The organism is Pseudomonas sp. GW823-FHT02C05 (assembly GCF_058797595.1).
Window position 1 is genome coordinate 2,291,073 of the sequence record NZ_JBXAJU010000001.1, and the last position, 20,280, is coordinate 2,311,352.

Sequence of the window (20,280 nt, forward strand, 5' to 3'; positions counted from 1 at the left end):
TGATGGCAAGATCCGGGTTCTGGAGGTAAAACAGAGCCCCTCGAAAGCGGCCGACCCGGCCACGCAGAAAACCCGGACGCTGTTCCAGCGCCCGGTGGCGTTTTTTTTCACGATCCATCCATCAGTGACCAAGGGACCAGCACTTATGAGCAGCGAGCACGACACACCCGGTGAAGCACTGCGCTTGAGCAGTACCGATATCCGCATCCTGGGTTCGTTGATCGAAAAGCAGGCCACCAGCCCGGAAACCTATCCCCTGACCCTCAACGCCCTGGTGATTGCCTGCAATCAGAAAACCAGCCGCGAACCGGTGATGAACCTGACCCAGGGTCAGGTCGGGCAAAGCCTGCGTGCCCTCGAAGCCCGGGGCTTCACCCGCCTGGTGATGGGCAGCCGCGCCGATCGCTGGGAACAGCGCCTGGACAAGGCCCTGGAACTGGTGCCGGCGCAACTGATCCTGTGCGGCCTGATGTTCCTGCGTGGCCCGCAGACGGTCAACGAACTGCTGACCCGTAGCGGGCGCATGCATGATTTCGAAGACAGCGAACAGGTCCTGCACCAGCTCGAACGCCTGATTGCCCGGGGCCTGGCCCTGCACATTCCGCGGCAGGCCGGCCAGCGCGAAGACCGTTATACCCACGCCCTGGGTGACCCGGCGGACATCGAGGCAATCCTCGCCGCCCGCAGCAACCCGGTTGAGCGCAGCGCCGGCGGCGCGGTTTCAGTGGAACGCATCGAAGAACTGGAAGCGCGGATCGCTGCCCTGGAAGAGCGCCTGGCCCAACTCGAAGGCTGAACCCCGGAGCCGCTGCCGCAGGCTGCGATCGACCTCGAAGGGGGCTTCAGGTCCCTGCTGGCCTTGTCGCGGCCTGCGGCAGCGGTGACAGGGCTTCGGGCTCAGGGGCGGGCGAAGGCCACGGCCTTCTGGAACTGCTCTTCGCTCGGGCGCACCCCGGTATAAAGCACGAACTGCTCCAGCGCCTGGATGGCAATCACTTCCAGCCCGGTGATGACCTGCTTGCCCTCGGCCCGGGCCCGCAGGATCAACGGCGTCTCCGGCGGCACCGCCACCACGTCGAACACCGTCTGCGCCGCCTTTATCGCCTCGGCGTCGAACGCCAGCTGCTGCGCCTCTGGCCCGCCGCTCATGCCGATCGGGGTGACGTTGATCAGCATCTGCGGCCGCAGGCTGCCCAACTCGGCCTGCCACTCATAACCCAGGGAGCTGGCCAGGGCGCGCCCGGCCACTTCGTTGCGGGCCACGATCACCCCGTTGGCATAACCACCATCACGCAAGGCACTGGCCACGGCCTTGGCCATGCCGCCGCTGCCGCGCAGGGCAAAGCTCGACTCTCGAGGCACCCCGTGGCCCGCGAGCAATTGCGCCACGGCGATGTAGTCGGTGTTGTAGGCCTTGAGATGGCCGTTGGTGTTGACGATGGTATTGATCGAGGCAATGGCCCGGGCCGAGGCATCCAGCTCATCCACCAGGGCGATGCAGTCTTCCTTGAACGGCATGGACACCCCGCAACCGCGGATGCCCAGCGCCCGGATCCCGGCGACGGCGCCGGGCAGGTCCTGGCTGCTGAAGGCCTTGTAGTAGAAATTGAGACCCAACTGCTCATACAGGTGGTTGTGAAAACGCAGGCCGAAATTCCCCGGGCGCCCGGACAAGGACATGCACAACTGAGTGTCTTTGTTGGGGTTCATTTGCATATCGGTTTCCTCGCTCGGCACTTTCAGATGGACGGGATTGGTCTGGCGCGCCGCTTGGCCTGATCATATCGGCGCGTGTTCACCGGCCTTCGCCACCGCCCAGGGATGACGGTAAAGAGACCGGTACAGACCTTACACAATATTTACTCAGCGGCTGTGCAGATTTCGCAGGAACCGCTGTCTTAGAAGTATCCCCGCGTCAGTTCTTGAGTCTGGTGCAGACCATAAACGCTGGGGTTGAACCGAGGAATGACCATGATCTCCAAAATCCCCAAGATAGCCTTGCTCATTGGTGCACTCGCTGTCGCAGGCCAGGCTTCAGCCCACGGTGGTGGTGGCTGGGTCGGGCCCGCCGCCTTGGGTGCTGTTGTCGGCGCTGCCGTAGTGGGTTCGGTGATCGCCAACCAGGATCGCCCGGTCTATGTGCAGCAAGCGCCGGTGTATGTCCAACCGCAGCCGGTCTATGCCGCACCGCCACCACCGGTCTACTACCAGCCGGCACCGGTCTATGTGCAGCAACCGGTCTACTACCGCCCGGCACCGGTGTACTACGGGCCACCTCGCGGTTACTACGGCCACCCGCATTACTACTACGGCCCGGGTCCCGGCCGCTGGTAAGCACTGGCAGAATCAAACAACAGGCCCCGCCCCCAAAGCGGGGCTTGTTGCATTTTGCCACTATCCGAATGTCTGAATAATTCTCAAGCATGTCGTGACTGGAACAGTATTTGCGTTTAAATCCGGCAATAGTGTACTGATCCCACGGCTGCGGTGAGCGACATGCGACTGTCATGTTTGTGTCATTCAAGGACGACAAGATCGACACAGTCCGCTCGCCACAGGCCCATAACAACAAGGACGAATCCATGCCCACGCAAAACCCGCACCGCGTCGCCGGCCTCTGCACCTCCAGCCGGGTGTACGACGCCCTGACCGAACTCAAGCACCTGGAAGGCCACCGCAGCGCCAAGTTCCTCTCGCTGCTGGCCCAGAACCTGGTGCGCAAGGGCCTGCTCAACGAGCAGGAAGTGCTGCACATGCTCGACCAGGTGGTGGACTGAACTGCCGGCTGCGGTAGCACCGGCATCAATGTCCACTATCAGATTGGGTGATTTTTCGTAGCACTTGGGGCTTTGTAAGGTAACCCCCTCAGATCGAGGAGGTTGTCATGCCCAAGGTTCAGATCATGTCCGTCATTGGCAGCGCGGTCCCCGCATCGCTCAGGGAACTGGGGTTGCTGGCTTGCTGGTACCTGGTGCGCGACGGCGAGATGGTCAGCGGCCCGCTGACCTCCCTGCCCGCCGCCCAGGCCCTGTCCCGGCAACTGGCGCTGCGCATCGTCCAGCCCTAGGGCAACTGCACCCGGGGCCGGGTCTCGACGAACAGGGCCCAGCTGGACATGAACAGCGCGGCAATCAGGGGCCCGATGACAAAGCCGTTGAGGCCGAAGATCGCCAGCCCTCCCAGGGTCGAGATCAGGATCAGGTAGTCCGGCATCTTGGTGTCCTTGCCCACCAGGATGGGCCGCAGCAGGTTGTCCACCAGGCCGATCACGAACACCCCGAACAGCCCCAGCACCACCCCTTGCCAGATCGCTCCGCTGATCAGGAAGTAGGCCGCCACCGGCCCCCAGACAATCCCCGCCCCCACGGCCGGCAACAGTGACAGGAACGCCATCAGCACCGCCCAGAGCAAGGCGCTGGGAATTTCGAGGAACCAGAAGATCAAGCCCCCCAGGGCGCCCTGGGTCACCGCCACCAGCACATTGCCCTTGACCGTGGCCCGCACCACTCGGTTGAACTTCAATTGCAGGCGGCGCTTCTGGTATTCCGCCAGGGGCACGGCGGTGCGGATCTTGCGCACCAGCTCCGGGCCGTCGCGCAGAAAGAAGAACAGCAGGTAGAGCATGATGAAGAAGCTCACCACGAACTCGAAGGTGCCCTGGCCGAAGCTGAAAGCCTGGGTCGCCAGGTACTGGCTGCCCTGCATCGCGCTCTTGACCACCTTCTCCTGCAGCCCCTTGAGTTCGCCCAGGCCGAAGCGGTCCAGCAGGTGCTGGAAGTACGGCGGCAGGCTGTGCTTGAACTGAGCCAGGTAGGCGGCGATATCCAGCTGGCCGCTTTCGATTTTCTTGTACAGCTCGGCCCCCTCCTGCACCAGCAGCACGCTGGTGATGATCACCGGCAGAATCGCGATCACCAGGCAGATCAACAGGGTGCACAGGGACGTCAAGTTGCGCTGCCAGCCGAAGCGGGCCTGCAGCCGACGCTGCAAGGGGGCGAAGACAATGCCCAGGATCACTGCCCAGAACAGCGCACCGTAGAACGGCAGCAGAATCCAGATAAAGGCCAGGGTCACCAGTGCCAGCAATAGCAGCAGGCTTTTGTTTTGCAGGTTGGTTTGGTTCATCTACAGGTCCAGGTCTGTCACGCGGAAAATCAGCGTCCTGAGGCTTAGTCCCCGGCCGCGGCGCCGAGTGCCGTTTTTTCTGCTGTCGGCATAGATCCAGATCAATGAATACCCTAGCGCACTGGCTTACCCTCGCGACCTTTTGCGACCGACAGCCCCATGACGCTCCTCGCCAAACCCGAACTCCTGGCCCCCGCCGGCACCCTGAAGAACATGCGCTACGCCTTCGCCTACGGCGCCGACGCGGTGTACGCCGGCCAGCCGCGCTACAGCCTGCGGGTACGCAACAACGAATTCGACCATGCCAACCTGGCCCTCGGCATCCGCGAGGCCCAGGCCCAGGGCAAGCGCTTCTACGTGGTGGTCAACATCGCCCCACACAATGCCAAGCTCAAGACCTTCCTCAAGGACCTGGCGCCGGTGATCGAGATGGCCCCGGATGCGCTGATCATGTCCGACCCGGGGTTGATCATGCTGGTACGCCGGCACTTCCCGCAGATGCCGATCCACCTCTCGGTGCAGGCCAACACGGTGAACTGGGCCAGCGTCGAGTTCTGGCAACAGCAGGGCCTGACCCGGATCATCCTGTCCCGGGAACTGTCCCTGGAGGAGATCGAGGAAATCCGCCAGCAGGTGCCGGGCATGGAGCTGGAAGTCTTCGTCCACGGGGCGCTGTGCATGGCCTACTCCGGGCGTTGCCTGCTGTCGGGCTACATGAACAAGCGCGACGCCAACCAGGGCACCTGCACCAATGCCTGCCGCTGGAAATACAGCGCCCAGGCGGCCACCGAGAATGCCGTGGGCGACATCGTGCAGAGCTACCAGCCGGAGCCGACCCTGGGCCTGGGCGCCCCCACCGACCAGGTGTTCCTGCTGCAGGAAGCCAATCGCCCGGGCGAGCTGATGCCGGCCTTCGAGGACGAGCACGGCACCTACATCATGAACGCCAAGGACCTGCGGGCGGTGCAACACGTGGAGCGCCTGACCCGCATGGGCGTGCACTCGCTGAAGATCGAGGGGCGCACCAAGTCGCACTTCTATTGCGCACGCACCACCCAGGTCTATCGCCGGGCCATCGACGATGCCGCCGCTGGCCGCGAGTTCGACCGCCAGTTGATGAGCGATCTGGAGTCCCTGGCCCAGCGCGGCTACACCGAGGGTTTCCTGCGCCGGCATGTGCATGACGAGTATCAGAACTACCAGAACGGCAGCTCGGTGTCGGAGCGCCAGCAGTTCGTCGGTGAACTGACCGGCGAACGCCGCGACCGCCTGGCCGAAGTGAAGGTGAAAAACCGTTTCGCCCTGGGCGATCACATGGAACTGATGACCCCTCGGGGCAATTTCCACTTCGACCTGCACCAGTTGCAGAACGCCAAGGGCGAAGCCATCGAAGTGGCGCCAGGTGACGGCCATACGGTGTACCTGCCGATCCCTGATCAGGTGGACCTGCGCTTTGGCCTGCTGATGCGCGATATCAGCGCCTGAGCCGTGCAGGTAACACCCTGATGTAGCTGTTGACGGGGGCGGTGGGACCTTCTGGTGGGCTGCCTAAAGACCGCCACGCAAGGCCCTTCGGGCCTTTTCGCAGCCTCGCAGGCTTGGCAGCGGCTACACCAGCCACCGGCGCCCCGCCCTCAGATACGGAATTGTCCCACCAGCCGCCCCAGGCGCTGGCCCAGGTCCGCCAGGCTGCGGGAAGTCTGGGCGCCGCGCTGGGTTTCATCGGCCACACTGTCCACCGCCACGGCGATCTGATGCACGCTGCGATTGATCTCCTCGGCCACCGCGGTCTGTTCTTCCGCCGCACTGGCAATCTGCGCGTTCATCGAATTGATGGTGCCGATCAACTGGGCCATGGTGTCCAGCGACGCCCCGGCTTCGTTGGCCTTCACCGAGGTGCCGTCACCGGCATCGCTGGAACGGCGCATGGCGTCCACCGCCACCCGGGTGCCCTGCTGCAGGCGGTCGATCATGCCCTGGATTTCCTGAGTGCTCTGCTGGGTGCGGCTGGCCAGGGCCCGTACTTCGTCGGCCACCACCGCAAAACCGCGCCCGGCCTCCCCGGCCCGAGCCGCTTCGATGGCGGCGTTCAGGGCCAGCAGGTTGGTCTGCTCGGCGATCGAGCGGATCACGTCCAGCACGCTGACAATCGACGTCACGTCCTGCTGCAGGCTGTCCAGGGAAGTACCGCTATTGCGGATATCGCTGACCAGCGCATGGATCTGCTGGATGCTGCCATCCACCACGCGCTTGGCCGCCTGGCCCTCTTCATCGGTCTGCTGGGCGGCAACGGCTGCGCCCTGGGCACTGCGGGCCACCTCGTGGGCTGCGGAGGACATTTCGTTGATCGCCGTGGCCACCTGATCGGTCTCGTGGCGCTGGCGCTCCATGGCCTGTTCCGAACGCTGGGCCTGATCCGAGACCTGGGTCACCAGTTCGGTGAGCTGGCCGGTCATCTCGGTGATCTGCCGCACCAGGCCGTGGATCTTGTCGACAAAGCGGTTGAACGAGCCGGCCAACTGCCCCAGTTCGTCCTGGCTGGTAATGGCCAGGCGCCGAGTCAGGTCGCCCTCGCCGGCGGCGATATCGTCGAGGTTGGCTTTCATCAGGTTCAGCGGGCGCAGCATGGTGTTGGCCACCAGCATGCCCAGGGCGGCGATCACCACCAGCACCACCGCGGCGATCCCGAGGATGCTCAGGACCATGCCTTCCATGCGCTGGTTGACGCTGCTCTGCACTGCGGCGACCTGGGCGTCGATGCCATCGAGGTTGACCGAGGTGCCCAGCACCATGTCCCACTTGGGCAGGTACTCGGTGTAGCCCAGCTTGGGCACCAGCACGTCGCTGCCCGGCTGGGTCGAGCTGTATTGCACATAGTGGCTGCCGTCCTTGCCGACCCGCACCAGCTCGCGGTTGACGTACACCCCATTGGGGTCGCGGTTGTCCTTGAAGCTCTTGCCCACGCCGTCCGGGCTGTTGCCCTTGAACAGGCGCACAGTCTCGGAGTCGTAGCCGAAGAAGTAGCCGTCCTTGCCATAGCTGATATTGGACAGCAGCTTGACCACTTCGGCCCGGGCGGCCTGATCGCCCTGCGCCGCCGCATCGTAGAGCGGCTTGACGGTAGTCAGCGCGACTTCCACATAACTCTGCAGGGTGGCCTTGGCTTCAGTCAGCAGCCGGTTGCGGGTTTCCTCGACTTCCTTCTGTGCCTGCTGGCGCAGCATGAGCACGGTGCTCAGGCTGATCACCAGGGCGAACAGCAGTACCGGGAGTACTGCCAGGGACAGGACTTTGGCCTTCAGGCTCAAGCGCATAGGGGGCTCACTCTTGGTTTTTTATTGGCGTGATATGCCGTTAACGGCACGCCAAAAAAAAAGTTGAGCCTGAACCCCTAGGAGCCGGCTTGCCGGCGAAGGGGCCCTCGAGCCTTGCACCGACCTTGCCGATGCCTTCGCTGGCAAGCCAGCTCTTACGACAACCCCCGGCTTCTACGAGAGCGAGATGATCAGAGGACCATGGCCGCCACCCAGCCGAAGGCCAGCAGCGGCAGGTTGTAGTGCAGGAAGGTCGGAACCACGGTGTCCCAGATGTGGTGGTGCTGGCCGTCGATATTCAGGCCCGAGGTCGGTCCCAGGGTCGAGTCCGAGGCCGGCGAACCGGCATCGCCCAGGGCACCGGCGGTGCCGACGATGCAGACGATGGCCAGCGGGCTGAAGCCCAGTTGCACACACAAAGGCACGAAGATCGCCGCGAGGATCGGCACCGTGGAGAACGACGAGCCGATGCCCATGGTCACCAGCAGGCCCACCAGCAGCATCAGCAAGGCGCCCACGCCCTTGCTGTGGCCGATCCAGGCCGCCGAGGCCTGGACCAGGGAATTGACCTCGCCGGTGGCCTTCATCACTTCGGCGAACCCCGAGGCGGCGATCATGATGAAGCCGATCATGGCCATCATCTTCATGCCTTCGGTGAACAGCTCGTCAGTCTCGCGCCAGCGCACGATGCCCGACACCGAGAAAATCAGAAAACCGCACAAGGCACCGATAATCATCGAGTCCAGCAGCAGCTGGATCACGAACGCCGCGACTATGGCCGCCGCGGCCACCAGCAGGGTCCGCGGGTTGTACTGCACCGCCACCTGCTCGACCTTCTCGATGCGGTCCAGGTCATAGACGCGCTTCTTGCGGTAGCTGAAGAACGCCAGCAGCAAGCCGCAAAGCATGCCCAGGGCGGGAATGCCCATGGCGTGGGTGACGTTGACCTGGCTGATATCGACGCCGCTGCGGGCCACGTTGGCCAGGAGGATTTCGTTGAGGAAGATGTTGCCGAAACCCACCGGCAGGAACATGTAGGGGGTGATCAGGCCGAAGGTGATCACACAGGCGATCAGCCGGCGATCCAGTTGCAGCTTGGTCAGCACATACAGCAGCGGCGGCACCAGCAGCGGAATGAAGGCAATGTGGATCGGCAGGATGTTCTGCGAGGCAATCGCCACCACCCACAGCAGGCCGATCAGCAGCCACTTGACCTGGCCGCCGCCGTTGGCGTCCTGCCGGTCCACCAGCAGCAGGATCTTGTCCGCCAACGCGTGGGCCAGCCCGGATTTGGCAATCGCCACGGCGAAAGCACCGAGCAAGGCGTAGGACATGGCCACGGTGGCACCGCCCCCCAGGCCGCTATTGAAGGCCTTGAGCGTGGCCTCGATGCCCAGGCCGCCGGCCAGGCCGCCCACCAGGGCGCCAATGATCAGGGCGATCACTACATGCACGCGGGACAGGCTGAGCACCAGCATTACGCCAACCGCGGCAATTACTGCGTTAATCATCGTTACCTCATTACTGCGCCGCTAAAAATGGCGCAAAAGCCTGTGACCGACCGGAAGGCAGCGGGCTGCCGACATCGAAATGAAAGAGGTTCTTATTAGGGGGGCGCACTTTGCAGCAGCCGACCCGGCTTGTCAAAACCCCGCACCCCGCCGCCCGCAGGAGCGAGCTTGCTCGTAAAGCCCCCAAGACCAACCCCGTACCCGTGGTGAGGGAGCTTGCTCGCACTGGGCTGCACAGCAGCCCCAGCGCCTCGCGGTTTATTTCGAACAAGCGTTTAAAGAACGCCATTGGTCGGCCGCTACAGTGCAAAGTCTCAGATATTTATCGAATAAAGGACGTCTCCATGTCGCTCAGACAACTTTCCATCCAATGGAAAATCACCTTGCTGGCCGGACTCTGCCTGTTGGGCATCGTGTCGCTGTTGGTGGGGCTTTCGCTGTATCGCATGGAGCACAGCTCCGAGCTGGTGAAGGCCTCGAGCATGGAGATGCTCAACGAAGCCGCCCAGGCGCGGATCGAGGCCCAGGGTGAAGTCCAGGCACTGGGCATTCGCCAGCAATTCATGGACGCCTATCAATACGGCCACGGCTTCTCGCGTCAGGTGCTGTTCCTGCGGGAACAGGCCGAGAAACGCTTCCTCGACGCCTTCGACCTGCGCGAGGACCTGACCCGCCAGGTCAAGTCGGCGCTGCAGGCCAACCCCGACTTGCTGGGCCTGTCCCTGGTGTTCGAAGCCAACGCCCTGGACGGCAAGGACGAGTTGTTCGGCGGCCAGAGCGAACTGGGTAGCAACGAAAAGGGCCGCTTCGCCCTGTACTGGTCCCAACCCACCCCGGGCAAGCTGACCTCCATGTCACTGCCCGAAAGCGACATGAGCGACACCCGCACCGGCCCCAGCGGCCAGCCGGCCAACGCCTGGTTCACCTGCCCGCGCAGTACCCTCAAGCCCTGCGTGATCGAACCCTACTTCTATGACATCGACGGCCAGAAGGTGCTGATGACCAGCATCGTCTTCCCGCTGATGGTGGACGGCAAAGTCATCGCTTCGCTGTCGGTGGACATCAACCTCAACAGCCTCCAGGCCATCAGCCAGAGCGCCAGCAAGCGCCTCTATGCCGGCCAGACCAACGTCAGCATCCTGAGCCCGGTGGGCCTGCTGGCCGGCTACAGCCCGGACGCCAGCAAGCTCAGCCAGCGCCTGGACAGCGTCGACACCACCAACGGCGCCGAGCTGATCCGCCTGCTGGCCAACAGCACCCAGACCCAGAGCCTGCACAGCAACCGTGAACTCAAGGTGCTGGCGCCCTTCACCCCGATCCCCGGTGGCAAGGCCTGGGGCGTACTGCTGGATGTTCCGGAAAAAGTCCTGGTAGGCCCGGCCGAAGCCCTGAAAAGCGAGCTGGATGCGCGCAACAACAGCGGCACCCTGATCGAGCTCGGCCTGGGCCTGCTGGCCGCGGTGGTGGGCCTGTTGCTGGTGTGGCTGATGGCCCGCAGCGTGACCCGGCCGATCCTCGGCGTGGCCCACATGCTCGAAGACATCGCCAGCGGCGAAGGCGACCTGACCCGACGCCTGGCCTACGACAAGCAGGACGAACTGGGCCAACTGGCCGGCTGGTTCAACCGCTTCCTGGACAAGCTGCAGCCGATCATCGCCGAGGTAAAACGCTCGGTGCAGGACGCTCGCGGCACCGCCGACCAGTCTTCGGCCATCGCCACCCAGACCAGCGCCGGCATGGAGCAGCAGTATCGCCAGGTGGACCAGGTGGCCACCGCTTCCCATGAAATGAGCGCCACCGCCCAGGACGTGGCCCGCAGCGCGGCCCAGGCCGCCCAGGCCGCGCGGGATGCCGACCAGGCCACCCGCCAGGGCCTGAACGTGATCGACCACACCACCCGCAGCATCGACTTGCTGGCCGCCGACATGAGTGCCGCCATGACCCAGGTCGAAGGCCTGGCTGCCAACAGCGAGCAGATCGGCACGGTACTGGAAGTGATCCGCTCGATTGCCGAGCAGACCAACCTGCTGGCCTTGAACGCGGCCATCGAAGCCGCTCGCGCCGGGGAAGCCGGCCGCGGCTTCGCGGTGGTGGCCGATGAGGTGCGCAACCTGGCCCAGCGCACCCAGGAGTCGGTGGAAGAAACCCGCCTGGTGATCGAGCAACTGCAGAACGGCACGCGGGAGGTGGTGGGTTCGATGAACAACAGCCATCGCCAGGCCCAGGGCAGCGTCGAACAAGTGGGCCAGGCGGTCACCGCCCTGCGCCAGATCGGCGATGCGGTAACCGTGATCAGCGACATGAACCTGCAGATCGCCAGCGCGGCCGAACAGCAGAGCGCGGTGGCCGAAGAGATCAACAGCAACGTGGCGACCATTCGCGATGTCACCGAATCGCTGTCGGAGCAGGCCAATGAATCGGCGCGGGTCAGCCAGTCGCTCAACAGCCTGGCCAACCAGCAACAGAGCCTGATGGACCAGTTCCGCGTCTGACCCCGCTGCCGCAGGCTGCGATAGCCGCCACGGGCGCCGAACCTGGCGCCCGGCAAGTTCAGCGCCTGGGCAGCTCGATCTCTACCCGCAAGCCGCCCCACTCGCTTTCCCCCAGGTTCAGGGTTCCACCGCAGGCGTCGACGATGTCGCGCACGATGCCCAGGCCCAGCCCATGGCCGTGGGTCTGTTCATCCAGGCGCGTGCCCCGGCCGAATACCTCATCGCGCCGCGCTTCGGGAATGCCCGGGCCGTCGTCGTCCACCGCCAGGCAGAAGCCCTGCGGCCGCTCTTCCACGCTCAGGCGCACCTGGGCATCCGCCCATTTGCAGGCGTTGTCCAGCAGGTTGCCCAAGAGCTCCAGCAGGTCTTCCCGGTCCCAGGGCAGGCGCAGCCCCGGTGGCGCCTGGTAGCTCAGTTCCAGGTGCTGGCCATGGATCATGTTCAAGGTCGCCAGGAGCCCCGGCAGCTCGGCATCGCACTCGAACAGCACCCCGGGCAGCGCATCCCCCGCCAGCCGCGCGCGGTTGAGTTCGCGATTGAGGCGCTGCTGCACCTGCTCCAACTGTTCCTGGAGCATCCTGCGCACCTCGGGGTGGCCGTCGAGCCTGGGGCTCGACGCCAGGCTCAGGAGCACCGCCAGCGGGGTCTTCAAGGCATGGCCCAGGTTGCCCAGGGCATTGCGGGAACGGTTGAGGCTGTCTTCGGTATGGGCCAGCAAGTGGTTGATCTGCGCCACCAGGGGCTCCAGTTCCACCGGCACCTGGGCATCCAGTTGCGAACGCTGGCCCTGTTGCAACTGGGCGATCTGCTCGCGGGCGGTTTCCAGCGGGCGCAGGGCGCGGCGCACGGTCAGGCGTTGCAGCAGCAGGATCAGCAGCAGCCCGGCCAGCCCCAGCCCCAGCCCGATCTGGCGCATGCGCTGGAAGCTTTCACGCACCGGGGTGTAGTCCTGGGCCACGCTGATGGAGATCGACTGCCCGAGGCGCTTGTAGTCGCTGCGCAGCACCAGCAGTTGCTGGCCCTCCGGCCCCAGTTGCAGGTTGCCCTGCAGGCCGGCGCGCTCCAGTTGCGGCAGTTCCTGGTCCCACAGCGAGCGCGAGCGCCAGTGCACATCGGCAAAATCGATACGGAAATAGTGCCCGGAAAACGGCCGCTGGTAGGCCGGCGACAGACGTCGTTCATCCAGCTGCAGCCCCTGAGGGCCGCGCACCAGGGCCAGCAGCAGGCTCTCGCTGTCGTTGCGCAGGCCGGCTTCCAGGTAGCGTTGCAGGCCCACCTCGAACAGCCAGAGGCTGGTCTGCGCCAGCACCAGCCCGACCACCACCATCACCGTGATCAGGCCCAGGCTCAGGCGGCGCTGGATCGATCTCACGAAGTGGTTCCGCCGAACAGATAACCCTGGCCGCGGCGGGTTTCGATCACACTGCGGCCCAGCTTGCGCCGCAGGTGGTTGACGTGAACTTCGAGGACGTTGGAGTCGCGCTCGGTTTCACCGTCGTAGAGGTGTTCGGCCAGGTGGCTTTTGGAAAGGATCTGCTGCGGGTGCAGCATGAAATAGCGCAACAGGCGGAACTCCGCGGCGGTCAGCAAGACATCCTGGCCGTCGCGGACCACACATTGCCGGCCCTCGTCCAGGTGCAGCCCGGCGGCCTGCAGGGTCTGCTGGTTGGCCTGGCCATGGGAGCGGCGCAGCAGGGCCTGGACCCGCAGGTGCAGCTCTTCGGGATGGAACGGTTTGCTCAGGTAATCGTCGGCGCCGGCCTTGAGCCCCTCGATGCGCTCGGCCCAGGAGCCGCGGGCGGTGAGGACCAGCACCGGCGTTGCCAGGCCATCGGCGCGCCACTTTCGCAGCACCTCCAGGCCCGGCACCCCGGGCAGGCCGAGGTCGAGGATGATCAGGTCATAGGGTTCGCCGGCGCCCTGGTACAGCGCGTCGCGGCCGTCGGCCAGCCAGTCCACGGCGTAGCCCTGGCGGTTCAGGCCTTCAAGCAGTTCATCGGCCAGGGATACGTGGTCTTCCACCACAAGCAGGCGCATCAGTCGTCTTCCTCATCTTTCAACAAACGCCCGGTGGCGGCTTCCAGGTCCAGCTCGCGAACCACCCCGTCCACAGTCAACAGCTCGACTTCATAGATGTACACATCGTGCTTTTCTTCCAGCTCGGCCTCCAGCAGCTTGGCCCCGGGGTAACGGTCCATGGCCTGCTTGAGCAGTTGCTCCAGGGGCAGGATCACCCCTTGCTGGCGCAGGCGCAGGGCCTCGTCCTGGTCCAGGTCGCGGGCCATGGCCAGGGAGCAGAACAGCAGCAGCGCCAGGGCTGCACGGCTGCCGGCGGTGCGCAGAGTGCGGTTCATTAGGTGTCCTGATGATCCTTGAGTACCTGGCCGCTCACGGCGTCCAGTTCCAGGTCCCATTCCAGCCCCTGCGGGTCGCGCAGTTCAACCTGGTAGATGTACTTGCCGTACTCTTCTTCCAACTCGGTTTCACTGATGCTCGCCCCAGGATGCCGGGACAGGGCCGTGGCATTGAGTTTTTCAAAGGACACAATGGTACCAGCGTCGCGCAGTCTCAGGGCTTCGTCCGGCCCCAGGTCGCGGGCGTGGGCCAGGCTGGCGGTCAGGGCGACAAGGCTGGCGCCGAACAGCGCGGCAAGGGTCTTCATGGCAGTTCTCCAAAGTCGGTGGCCAAAGGCCGATGCCGCAGACCATACCCAAGGCAACTTAATTGAAACTGAATGGCCAGCATGGGTCTGACACAGGTTTCACTCGGCCCGCGGCCCCAGGTGTCTCTATACTCGGCGGCTGATTCAAGAGTGAGCCCGGTATGACCGCCATCCATATCAAGTTTCCCGCCCTGACCCTCAAGGCCGGCCCCCGCGCCCTGGCCCGCATCCGCCAGCAAGGCCTGCACCCCCGTGAAGTCGGCACCTTGCCCGGCGCCGCCGGCGGCCCCAAGGCCCTGGGCATCCAGGGCCTGGACCTGGCGCTGTTCGGTGAATGGCTGCCATCGGCGCCCCGGGAACGCTCGCTGATCGGCGCCTCGGTGGGTTCCTGGCGCTTCGCCAGCGCCTGCCTGCCGGACGCCGCCGAAGGCATCCGCCGCCTCGGCCAGTTGTACAACGCCCAGAGCTTTGCCAAGGGCGTGACCATGGCGCAGATCAGCCAGAGCTCCCGGCGCATGCTCGAGGACCTGCTGGAGGGCCGCGACGCTTCGATCCTCGACAACCCTCACTACCGGCTGAACATCATGGTGGTCAAAAGCCACGGCCTGCTCGCCGACGACCATCGCGGGCGCCTCGGCCTGGGGCTGTCCTCGGTGATCGCCGACAATCTGCGGGGCCGCGCGCGCCTGGCCCGGCACTTCGAGCGCCTGGTGCTGCACGACCCGCGCCTGGCCCCGCCCTTGCACACCCTGGAAGACTTCCCTTCGCGCTTCGTGCCCCTGGACCGCGGCAACCTGCGCCAGGCGCTGCTGGCCTCGGGCTCGATCCCCATGGTCATGCAGGGCGTGCGCGATCTGCCCGGCGCCGGGGCCGGCACCTTCCGCGACGGCGGCCTGCTGGACTACCACCTGGACCTGCCCTACAGCGGCAGCGACATCGTGCTCTACCCGCACTTCACCGACCGGGTGATCCCCGGCTGGTTCGACAAGACCCTGCCCTGGCGCCGGGCCAGCCCCGAACGCCTGCGGGACGTCTTGCTGCTGGCGCCGTCGAAGGAATACCTGGCGCGCTTGCCCTACGGCAAGTTGCCGGACCGCAACGACTTCAAGCGCTTCATGGGCAATGACGCCGGCCGGCAAAAATACTGGCGCAGCGCCATGGACGAAAGCCGGCGCCTGGGGGACGAGTTCCTCGAACTGGCGGCGCAGAATCGCCTGGGCGAACGCCTGCAAAGCCTGTGAGACTGCCCCAGGCCGCGCACTGACCCTTTAGTCAGGGTTTTTCCGCAAGCGCCGGGGCAAGCTGATAAACTCGCCGCCTGCCTCAACTCGCCCCCGGGCGATAGCCATCTGACAGAGCTGACCGACACTGTGGAAATCTTCAAAGAATTTACCTTCGAATCCGCCCACCGCCTGCCTTTCGTGCCCGAGGGCCACAAGTGCGGCCGCCTCCATGGCCACTCGTTCAAGGTGGCGATCCACCTCAGTGGCGAGGTCGATGCACACACCGGCTGGATCCGCGACTTCTCGGAAATCAAGGCGATCTTCAAGCCGCTGTACGAGCGCCTGGACCACAACTACCTGAACGACATTCCCGGCCTGGAAAACCCCACCAGCGAAGTCCTGGCCAAATGGATCTGGAATGAGCTCAAGCCCCTGCTGCCGGAGCTGAGTGCGATCCGCATCCACGAAACCTGCACCAGCGGCTGCATCTACCGCGGCGAATAAGCCCACCGAAGAAACCACCCCACGGGGTGGTTTTTTTATGCCTATGATTGCCCCACCCCGCCGTTACCCGAGCACTCGCGCCCATGCCGCCGACCATTCGCCCCGCTGCCCTGCCCGACCTCGCCGCCATCGAAGGCATCGCCAAGCGCGCCTATGCGCCCTATATCGCGCGGATCGGCCGGGAACCGGCGCCCATGCTCGAAGACTATTCGTGCCTGGTGCTGGCCCGGCAGGTCTGGGTCCTGGAGGAGCAGCAGGCAATCGCCGGTTTCGTTGTCCTGCTGGACGCCCATCAAGCCCTGCTGCTGGACAACCTGGCGGTCCACCCCGAGGCACAGGGCCGGGGCCATGGCCGGCAACTGCTGGCCTTTGCCGAACAACAGGCCGTGGCCGCCGGTCACAGTTGCGTGCGCCTGTACACCAACGCAGCCATGAGCGAGAACATCGCCCTGTACAGCCGCCACGGCTACGTGGAAACCCACCGCGCCGTGGAGCACGGCCTGCACCGGGTGTACATGAGCAAGCCACTGGACTGAACCCAGGAGCCCTCTCCATGCCTCCACGTATCTACCTCGCCGGCTTCGATGTGTTTCGCGCCGACGCCCCGGCCCATGGCGAATACCTCAAGCAACTGTGCAGCGCCCAGGGCCTGCACGGCCTGTTTCCCCTGGATAACCAGGCGCCACCTCGCCTCACGCCAGAAGCCACCGCGCAGTGGATCTACCGGCAGAACCTGCAGATGATCCGCGGCTGCGATGCATTGCTGGCCAACCTGAATGACTTTCGCGGCCTGGAGCCGGATTCCGGCACCGCCTTCGAAGTGGGCGCGGCGGTCGCCCTGGGCAAACCGGTGTGGGCCTACTTCGAAGGCCCCGCCACCCTGCGCCGGCAGGTGCCCCACGATCACGCCGGGCGCGACGCCCAGGGCTTTGCGGTGGAGGACTTCAACCTGCCGCGCAACCTGATGCTGGCCTGCAGCTGGAGCGGCCGCAGCAGCAGTGTGGAAGCCGCCATCTTCGACCTCGGGTGCTGGCTGAGCGCTTCCCCTCCATCGGGCTGAGATAGCCGGCAACGTCACTTTCTGCCGAAAACGACCACCCCGGACAAAAGCCTTGTCTTGTTGCGAAAGCCGATGTTATGTTTCTAACACGAGATACAAAAATGAAACACAAATAACATTTCCAGCGAACGCCCGGCGAGATGGTCATGGACAAGAACAGTTTCCAAGTCACCCTGGAACAGCAGTTTGCAAGCCTGACCCCCACCGGCAAGCGCATCGCCACGTACCTGCTGGCCAACCTGCAGCAGTTGCCCTTCGAGACCGCCGACAGCATCGCCCAGCAAGCCGGCACCACGGGGATTTCCGTGGGGCGCTTCCTGCGCTCGCTGGGCTATCGCAACCTGGATGACGTCAAGCAAGGCCTGCGCGGCGATGCCCCGGCCTCCTGGCTGATCACCGATCGGCTCGGCGCCTTTCGCAGCGAAGCCCATCAGGACGATGCCCTGGAGCGCTCGATGCATCGCGAGATCGAGGCCATCCAGCATGTCTATGGCCTGGCCCGCAGCCAGCCCTTCGCCGCCATCGTGCAACAGATCGTCGAGGCCGACGCGGTGTTCATCATCGGCATCCAGTCGACCCGGGGCATCCTCAACGCCTTCCACAGCCACCTGGAATACATCCGGCCCAAGGTCTACTACGTGGACGGGCTTTCAGGCATCTACGCCGAGACCCTGAACTCCGGCTTTGCCAAGCCCTACGCGATCATCTCCGACTTTCGCGCCTACTCCAGCATCACCCAGACCTTCTGCGAAGTGGCCAATGCCAACGCCCTGCCCCTGGCCCTGGTCACCGACCTGCAGTGCCCCTGGGCCCGGGACTACCCGCTGGACCTGCTGCAACTGAAAACCGATGTCGGCCAGTTCTGGGATTCCCTCGCGCCCCTGACCTGCCTGTTCAACCTGATGGTGTCCGCCGTGGCCGAGGGCTATGGCGAGCGCCTGGACCAGCGCCTGGCCAAGAACCGACAGTTGCAGGAAGCCTTCGGCCAGTTCGAGTCCTGACCTTCAAGCGTTAACCCAGATGGAGTGAGTGAGTGAACAACAGCCCCCTTGTCGAAATCGACGCCCAGCGCCATCAGCTTCAGATCGACCTGATCTACGCCAGCGCCGACAACCTGGCCGGCCAGGTGATCTATCGCAACGCCCGCTGCCTACTGCACAGGGACGCCGCCGCCTGCCTGTACAAGGCCAGCCAGCTGGCACGCATGGCCGGCCTGGGCCTGCGCATCTACGACGCCTACCGCCCGGCCTACGCCCAGCACCTGCTGTGGCAGGCCCTGCCCAACCCGGACTACGTGCGCGACCCGCGCCTGGGCTCGCACCACACCCGGGGCGTGGCCGTGGACCTGACCCTGGTGGATGAAACCGGCGAGCCGCTGGACATGGGCACCGCCTTCGACGCCATGGAGCCCAAGTCGCACCAGTTCTACAGCGACCTGCCGCCCCAGGTGCAGCGCAACCGCCTGATGCTGCTGGGGATCATGCTCAGCGCCGGCTTCGAGGCGATCCCCACCGAGTGGTGGCACTACGAGCTGCCCAACGCCGAGGACTTTCCCCTGATCCAGGAGCACGACCAGCCCTTCGAACACTGATTTCCCGCTCCCCACCGGCCACAACAACAGGCAGCTAACTGCCCCAAGCCGGTCGTACTGCAACACCGCTTCAGCTCCAACTGCCCGGTTATAGCTTTTATAAAAAACCTGACGAACTTCCCAACATCGAATGATCAAGGAAACCGGCATGACCCCTACTCTGCGCAATTACCCTGATGTGCGTCTGTCCACCCGTGTCGCCCTGTCGCTGCTGTGCGCCGCCCTGAGCCTGGGGGCCTGGCAGGCGGCCAGCGCCGCTGCGCCCAAGGACACCCTGATGATCGGCAAGGCCGCCGACCCGCAGACCCTCGACCCGGCCGTGACCATCGACAACAACGACTGGGCCGTGACCTACCCGGCCTACCAGAAGCTGGTGACCTACAAGGTCGAGAACGGCAAGGGCAGCACCGAAGTCCAGGGCGACCTGGCCGAGAGCTGGAGCACCTCCGCCGACAACCTGACCTGGGATTTCAAGCTCAAGCCGGGCAACAAGTTCGACGACGGCAAGCCGGTGGACGCCGCCGCGGTGAAGTTCTCCTTCGACCGCCTGATGCAGCTCAAGCAAGGCCCGTCCGGGGCCTTCCCGGATGACATGAGCGTGGCCGTGGTCGACCCGCTGACCGTGCGCTTCACCCTGAAGAAACCCTACGCGCCCTTCCTCTACACCCTGGCCCACAACGGCTGCGGCATCATCAACCCGGACGTGGCCAACAAGGGCGAGGACGTCAACGCCTACCTCTCGACCCACACCGCCGGCTCCGGGGCCTTCCGCCTGAGCAACTGGCAGAAGGGCCAGGCGCTGACGCTGGAACCCAACAGCTATTACGCCGGCCCCAAGCCGAGCCTGAACAAGGTGGTGATCAAGATCATCAGCGAGGCCTCGGTGCGCCGCCTGCAACTGGAACGCGGCGACCTGGACATCATCGAGGACATGCCCGAAGACCAGCTCGGCACCCTGGCCGGCAAGCCAGGCATCGTGATCCAGACCTTCCCCTCGCTGCGGGTCAACTACCTGTACCTGAACAACAAGCGTGCGCCCCTGGACAACGTCGAAGCGCGCCAGGCACTGGTCCAGGCCATCGACTACAAGGGCATCGTCGACGGCATCCTCAAGGGCCAGGCCAAGCTGATGAACGGGCCGATCCCCGACGGCATGTGGGCCCACGACCCGAGCCTGCCGCTGATGCAGCAGAACCTCGACGGCGCCAAGGCCAGCCTGGCCAAGGTCCCGCAGAAAATCAGCAACCTGACCTACCTCTACTCGGACAAGGACGCCAACTGGGAGTCCATCGGCCTGACCCTGCAAGCGGGCCTGGCGCCCCTGGGCATCAACCTGAAGATGGAGAAGCTGGCCAACGCCACCATGCGTGAACGGGTGGGCAAGGGCGACTACGACGTGGCCATCGGCTCCTGGAGCCCGGACTTCGCCGACCCCTACATGTTCATGAACTTCTGGTTCGACTCCAGCCTGCAGGGCTTGCCGGGCAACCGCTCGTTCTACAGCAACCCCGAGGTGGACAGCCTGATCCGCGAGGCGGCGGCCACCAACGACACCGCCAAGCGCATCGAGCTGTACCAGAAGGCGCAGAAGATCGTCCTCAAGGACAACGTCTACGCCTACCTGTACCAGAAGAACTACAGCCTGCCGATGCGCGATTCGGTGAAGGGCTACGTGTTCCACCCGATGCTGGAACAGGTGTTCAACATCGCTGAAATCAGCAAGTAGGACCGGCCCTGCGTTCCCCGTCGCCGGCCCCTGAAACGGGGTGGTGCCGGGTTGCCGTGTCCCCGGCGAGGG

At 64.7% G+C, this 20,280-nt stretch carries 21 protein-coding genes and 1 pseudogene; 14 read left to right on the forward strand and 8 right to left on the reverse strand.

What is annotated here, in order from left to right; all coding sequences use genetic code 11:
* The first annotated feature begins 145 nt into the window (after positions 1 to 145).
* On the forward strand, positions 146 to 796 hold the full coding sequence (locus AC1RGE_RS10255) for a YceH family protein (RefSeq protein ID WP_011062288.1): 651 nt from the start codon (positions 146 to 148) through the stop codon (positions 794 to 796).
* A 101-nt stretch (positions 797 to 897) separates the two neighbouring features.
* Here the strand turns inward: AC1RGE_RS10255 and AC1RGE_RS10260 are convergent, their stop codons facing one another.
* A complete protein-coding gene (locus AC1RGE_RS10260) occupies positions 898 to 1,716 on the reverse strand; it encodes a shikimate 5-dehydrogenase (protein ID WP_011062289.1) in 819 nt (272 codons plus the stop codon).
* 249 nt (positions 1,717 to 1,965) lie between these two features.
* Between AC1RGE_RS10260 and AC1RGE_RS10265 the strand changes: the two genes are divergently transcribed.
* From AC1RGE_RS10265 to AC1RGE_RS10275, 3 genes are all read left to right on the forward strand, one after another.
* Positions 1,966 to 2,334: a hypothetical protein gene (locus tag AC1RGE_RS10265; RefSeq protein ID WP_015636359.1), complete on the forward strand. Its 369-nt coding sequence runs from the start codon at positions 1,966 to 1,968 to the stop codon at positions 2,332 to 2,334.
* 248 nt (positions 2,335 to 2,582) lie between these two features.
* Positions 2,583 to 2,777 carry a hypothetical protein gene (locus tag AC1RGE_RS10270; RefSeq protein ID WP_011062291.1) on the forward strand — a complete coding sequence of 65 codons (195 nt, stop codon included), beginning with the start codon at positions 2,583 to 2,585 and terminating at the stop codon, positions 2,775 to 2,777.
* 107 nt (positions 2,778 to 2,884) lie between these two features.
* Positions 2,885 to 3,067 carry a hypothetical protein gene (locus AC1RGE_RS10275; protein WP_492584151.1) on the forward strand — a complete coding sequence of 61 codons (183 nt, stop codon included), beginning with the start codon at positions 2,885 to 2,887 and terminating at the stop codon, positions 3,065 to 3,067.
* Here AC1RGE_RS10275 and AC1RGE_RS10280 read toward each other — a convergent pair.
* A complete protein-coding gene (locus AC1RGE_RS10280; RefSeq protein ID WP_346625185.1) occupies positions 3,064 to 4,125 on the reverse strand; it encodes an AI-2E family transporter in 1,062 nt (353 codons plus the stop codon). The two genes, AC1RGE_RS10275 and AC1RGE_RS10280, sit on opposite strands and share 4 nt — an antisense overlap.
* A 159-nt stretch (positions 4,126 to 4,284) precedes the next feature.
* On the opposite strand from AC1RGE_RS10280, the gene trhP reads away from it, so the two are divergent.
* The gene (gene trhP, locus AC1RGE_RS10285; RefSeq protein WP_019092843.1) at positions 4,285 to 5,610 is read left to right on the forward strand and encodes a prephenate-dependent tRNA uridine(34) hydroxylase TrhP; all 1,326 of its coding nucleotides are present in this window, start codon (positions 4,285 to 4,287) and stop codon (positions 5,608 to 5,610) included.
* Between the two features lie 149 nt (positions 5,611 to 5,759).
* On the opposite strand, the gene ctpM is transcribed toward trhP, so the two are convergent.
* On the reverse strand, positions 5,760 to 7,439 hold the full coding sequence (ctpM, locus tag AC1RGE_RS10290) for a methyl-accepting chemotaxis protein CtpM (protein WP_011062295.1): 1,680 nt from the start codon (positions 7,437 to 7,439) through the stop codon (positions 5,760 to 5,762).
* Positions 7,440 to 7,630: 191 nt separating this feature from the next.
* Entirely contained in the window at positions 7,631 to 8,947 is a 1,317-nt protein-coding gene (locus AC1RGE_RS10295; protein WP_170866353.1) for a Na+/H+ antiporter family protein, read from the reverse strand.
* 566 nt (positions 8,948 to 9,513) lie between these two features.
* Here AC1RGE_RS10295 and AC1RGE_RS10300 point away from each other — a divergent pair.
* Positions 9,514 to 10,584, forward strand: a pseudogene (locus AC1RGE_RS10300) (cache domain-containing protein); the annotation flags it as partial.
* Between the two features lie 102 nt (positions 10,585 to 10,686).
* Positions 10,687 to 11,442: a methyl-accepting chemotaxis protein gene (locus AC1RGE_RS10305; protein WP_401402980.1), complete on the forward strand. Its 756-nt coding sequence runs from the start codon at positions 10,687 to 10,689 to the stop codon at positions 11,440 to 11,442.
* A 58-nt stretch (positions 11,443 to 11,500) separates the two neighbouring features.
* On the opposite strand, the gene AC1RGE_RS10310 is transcribed toward AC1RGE_RS10305, so the two are convergent.
* The 4 genes from AC1RGE_RS10310 to AC1RGE_RS10325 are packed head-to-tail and all read right to left on the reverse strand — an operon-like array spanning position 11,501 to position 14,104.
* Positions 11,501 to 12,814, reverse strand: a complete 1,314-nt coding sequence (locus AC1RGE_RS10310) for a sensor histidine kinase (RefSeq protein WP_011062298.1) — start codon at positions 12,812 to 12,814, stop codon at positions 11,501 to 11,503.
* Positions 12,811 to 13,479, reverse strand: coding sequence for a response regulator transcription factor (locus tag AC1RGE_RS10315; protein ID WP_492584153.1), 669 nt, complete (start codon positions 13,477 to 13,479; stop codon positions 12,811 to 12,813). Before AC1RGE_RS10315 ends, AC1RGE_RS10310 begins: the two co-directional genes overlap by 4 nt.
* Positions 13,479 to 13,796, reverse strand: coding sequence for a PepSY domain-containing protein (locus AC1RGE_RS10320; RefSeq protein ID WP_011062300.1), 318 nt, complete (start codon positions 13,794 to 13,796; stop codon positions 13,479 to 13,481). The genes AC1RGE_RS10315 and AC1RGE_RS10320 overlap by 1 nt, the downstream gene beginning before the upstream one ends.
* A complete protein-coding gene (locus tag AC1RGE_RS10325; protein ID WP_011062301.1) occupies positions 13,796 to 14,104 on the reverse strand; it encodes a PepSY domain-containing protein in 309 nt (102 codons plus the stop codon). The genes AC1RGE_RS10320 and AC1RGE_RS10325 overlap by 1 nt, the downstream gene beginning before the upstream one ends.
* Positions 14,105 to 14,265: 161 nt before the next feature.
* Here AC1RGE_RS10325 and AC1RGE_RS10330 point away from each other — a divergent pair, with 161 nt between their 5' ends.
* The 7 genes from AC1RGE_RS10330 (at position 14,266) to AC1RGE_RS10360 (ending at position 20,208) form a co-directional block, all read left to right on the forward strand.
* A complete protein-coding gene (locus AC1RGE_RS10330; protein ID WP_103290751.1) occupies positions 14,266 to 15,345 on the forward strand; it encodes a patatin-like phospholipase domain-containing protein in 1,080 nt (359 codons plus the stop codon).
* A 129-nt stretch (positions 15,346 to 15,474) separates the two neighbouring features.
* Entirely contained in the window at positions 15,475 to 15,831 is a 357-nt protein-coding gene (queD, locus tag AC1RGE_RS10335; protein WP_011062303.1) for a 6-carboxytetrahydropterin synthase QueD, read from the forward strand.
* 83 nt (positions 15,832 to 15,914) lie between these two features.
* Positions 15,915 to 16,367, forward strand: coding sequence for a GNAT family N-acetyltransferase (locus AC1RGE_RS10340; protein WP_015636367.1), 453 nt, complete (start codon positions 15,915 to 15,917; stop codon positions 16,365 to 16,367).
* 17 nt (positions 16,368 to 16,384) lie between these two features.
* Positions 16,385 to 16,891 carry a nucleoside 2-deoxyribosyltransferase gene (locus AC1RGE_RS10345; RefSeq protein WP_011062305.1) on the forward strand — a complete coding sequence of 169 codons (507 nt, stop codon included), beginning with the start codon at positions 16,385 to 16,387 and terminating at the stop codon, positions 16,889 to 16,891.
* A 140-nt stretch (positions 16,892 to 17,031) separates the two neighbouring features.
* The gene (locus AC1RGE_RS10350) at positions 17,032 to 17,892 is read left to right on the forward strand and encodes a MurR/RpiR family transcriptional regulator (RefSeq protein ID WP_015636369.1); all 861 of its coding nucleotides are present in this window, start codon (positions 17,032 to 17,034) and stop codon (positions 17,890 to 17,892) included.
* Positions 17,893 to 17,924: 32 nt separating this feature from the next.
* Complete coding sequence (ddpX, locus tag AC1RGE_RS10355) at positions 17,925 to 18,482, forward strand: D-alanyl-D-alanine dipeptidase (protein ID WP_492584155.1); 558 nt, start codon at positions 17,925 to 17,927, stop codon at positions 18,480 to 18,482.
* Between the two features lie 148 nt (positions 18,483 to 18,630).
* Positions 18,631 to 20,208 carry an ABC transporter substrate-binding protein gene (locus AC1RGE_RS10360; protein WP_492584157.1) on the forward strand — a complete coding sequence of 526 codons (1,578 nt, stop codon included), beginning with the start codon at positions 18,631 to 18,633 and terminating at the stop codon, positions 20,206 to 20,208.
* Positions 20,209 to 20,280: the final 72 nt, after the last annotated feature.

Coding starts and splice junctions, on each gene's coding strand:
- AC1RGE_RS10275 (WP_492584151.1), top strand. CDS start 2,885: ATGCCCAAGGTTCAGATCATGTCCGTCATTGGCAGCGCGGTCCCCGCA.
- AC1RGE_RS10325 (WP_011062301.1), bottom strand. CDS start 14,104: ATGAAGACCCTTGCCGCGCTGTTCGGCGCCAGCCTTGTCGCCCTGACC.
- AC1RGE_RS10260 (WP_011062289.1), bottom strand. CDS start 1,716: ATGCAAATGAACCCCAACAAAGACACTCAGTTGTGCATGTCCTTGTCC.
- AC1RGE_RS10280 (WP_346625185.1), bottom strand. CDS start 4,125: ATGAACCAAACCAACCTGCAAAACAAAAGCCTGCTGCTATTGCTGGCA.
- ctpM (WP_011062295.1), bottom strand. CDS start 7,439: ATGCGCTTGAGCCTGAAGGCCAAAGTCCTGTCCCTGGCAGTACTCCCG.
- AC1RGE_RS10320 (WP_011062300.1), bottom strand. CDS start 13,796: ATGAACCGCACTCTGCGCACCGCCGGCAGCCGTGCAGCCCTGGCGCTG.
- AC1RGE_RS10305 (WP_401402980.1), top strand. CDS start 10,687: ATGGAGCAGCAGTATCGCCAGGTGGACCAGGTGGCCACCGCTTCCCAT.
- trhP (WP_019092843.1), top strand. CDS start 4,285: ATGACGCTCCTCGCCAAACCCGAACTCCTGGCCCCCGCCGGCACCCTG.
- AC1RGE_RS10340 (WP_015636367.1), top strand. CDS start 15,915: ATGCCGCCGACCATTCGCCCCGCTGCCCTGCCCGACCTCGCCGCCATC.
- AC1RGE_RS10255 (WP_011062288.1), top strand. CDS start 146: ATGAGCAGCGAGCACGACACACCCGGTGAAGCACTGCGCTTGAGCAGT.
- AC1RGE_RS10360 (WP_492584157.1), top strand. CDS start 18,631: ATGACCCCTACTCTGCGCAATTACCCTGATGTGCGTCTGTCCACCCGT.
- AC1RGE_RS10315 (WP_492584153.1), bottom strand. CDS start 13,479: ATGCGCCTGCTTGTGGTGGAAGACCACGTATCCCTGGCCGATGAACTG.
- AC1RGE_RS10345 (WP_011062305.1), top strand. CDS start 16,385: ATGCCTCCACGTATCTACCTCGCCGGCTTCGATGTGTTTCGCGCCGAC.
- AC1RGE_RS10270 (WP_011062291.1), top strand. CDS start 2,583: ATGCCCACGCAAAACCCGCACCGCGTCGCCGGCCTCTGCACCTCCAGC.
- AC1RGE_RS10350 (WP_015636369.1), top strand. CDS start 17,032: ATGGTCATGGACAAGAACAGTTTCCAAGTCACCCTGGAACAGCAGTTT.
- AC1RGE_RS10330 (WP_103290751.1), top strand. CDS start 14,266: ATGACCGCCATCCATATCAAGTTTCCCGCCCTGACCCTCAAGGCCGGC.
- AC1RGE_RS10265 (WP_015636359.1), top strand. CDS start 1,966: ATGACCATGATCTCCAAAATCCCCAAGATAGCCTTGCTCATTGGTGCA.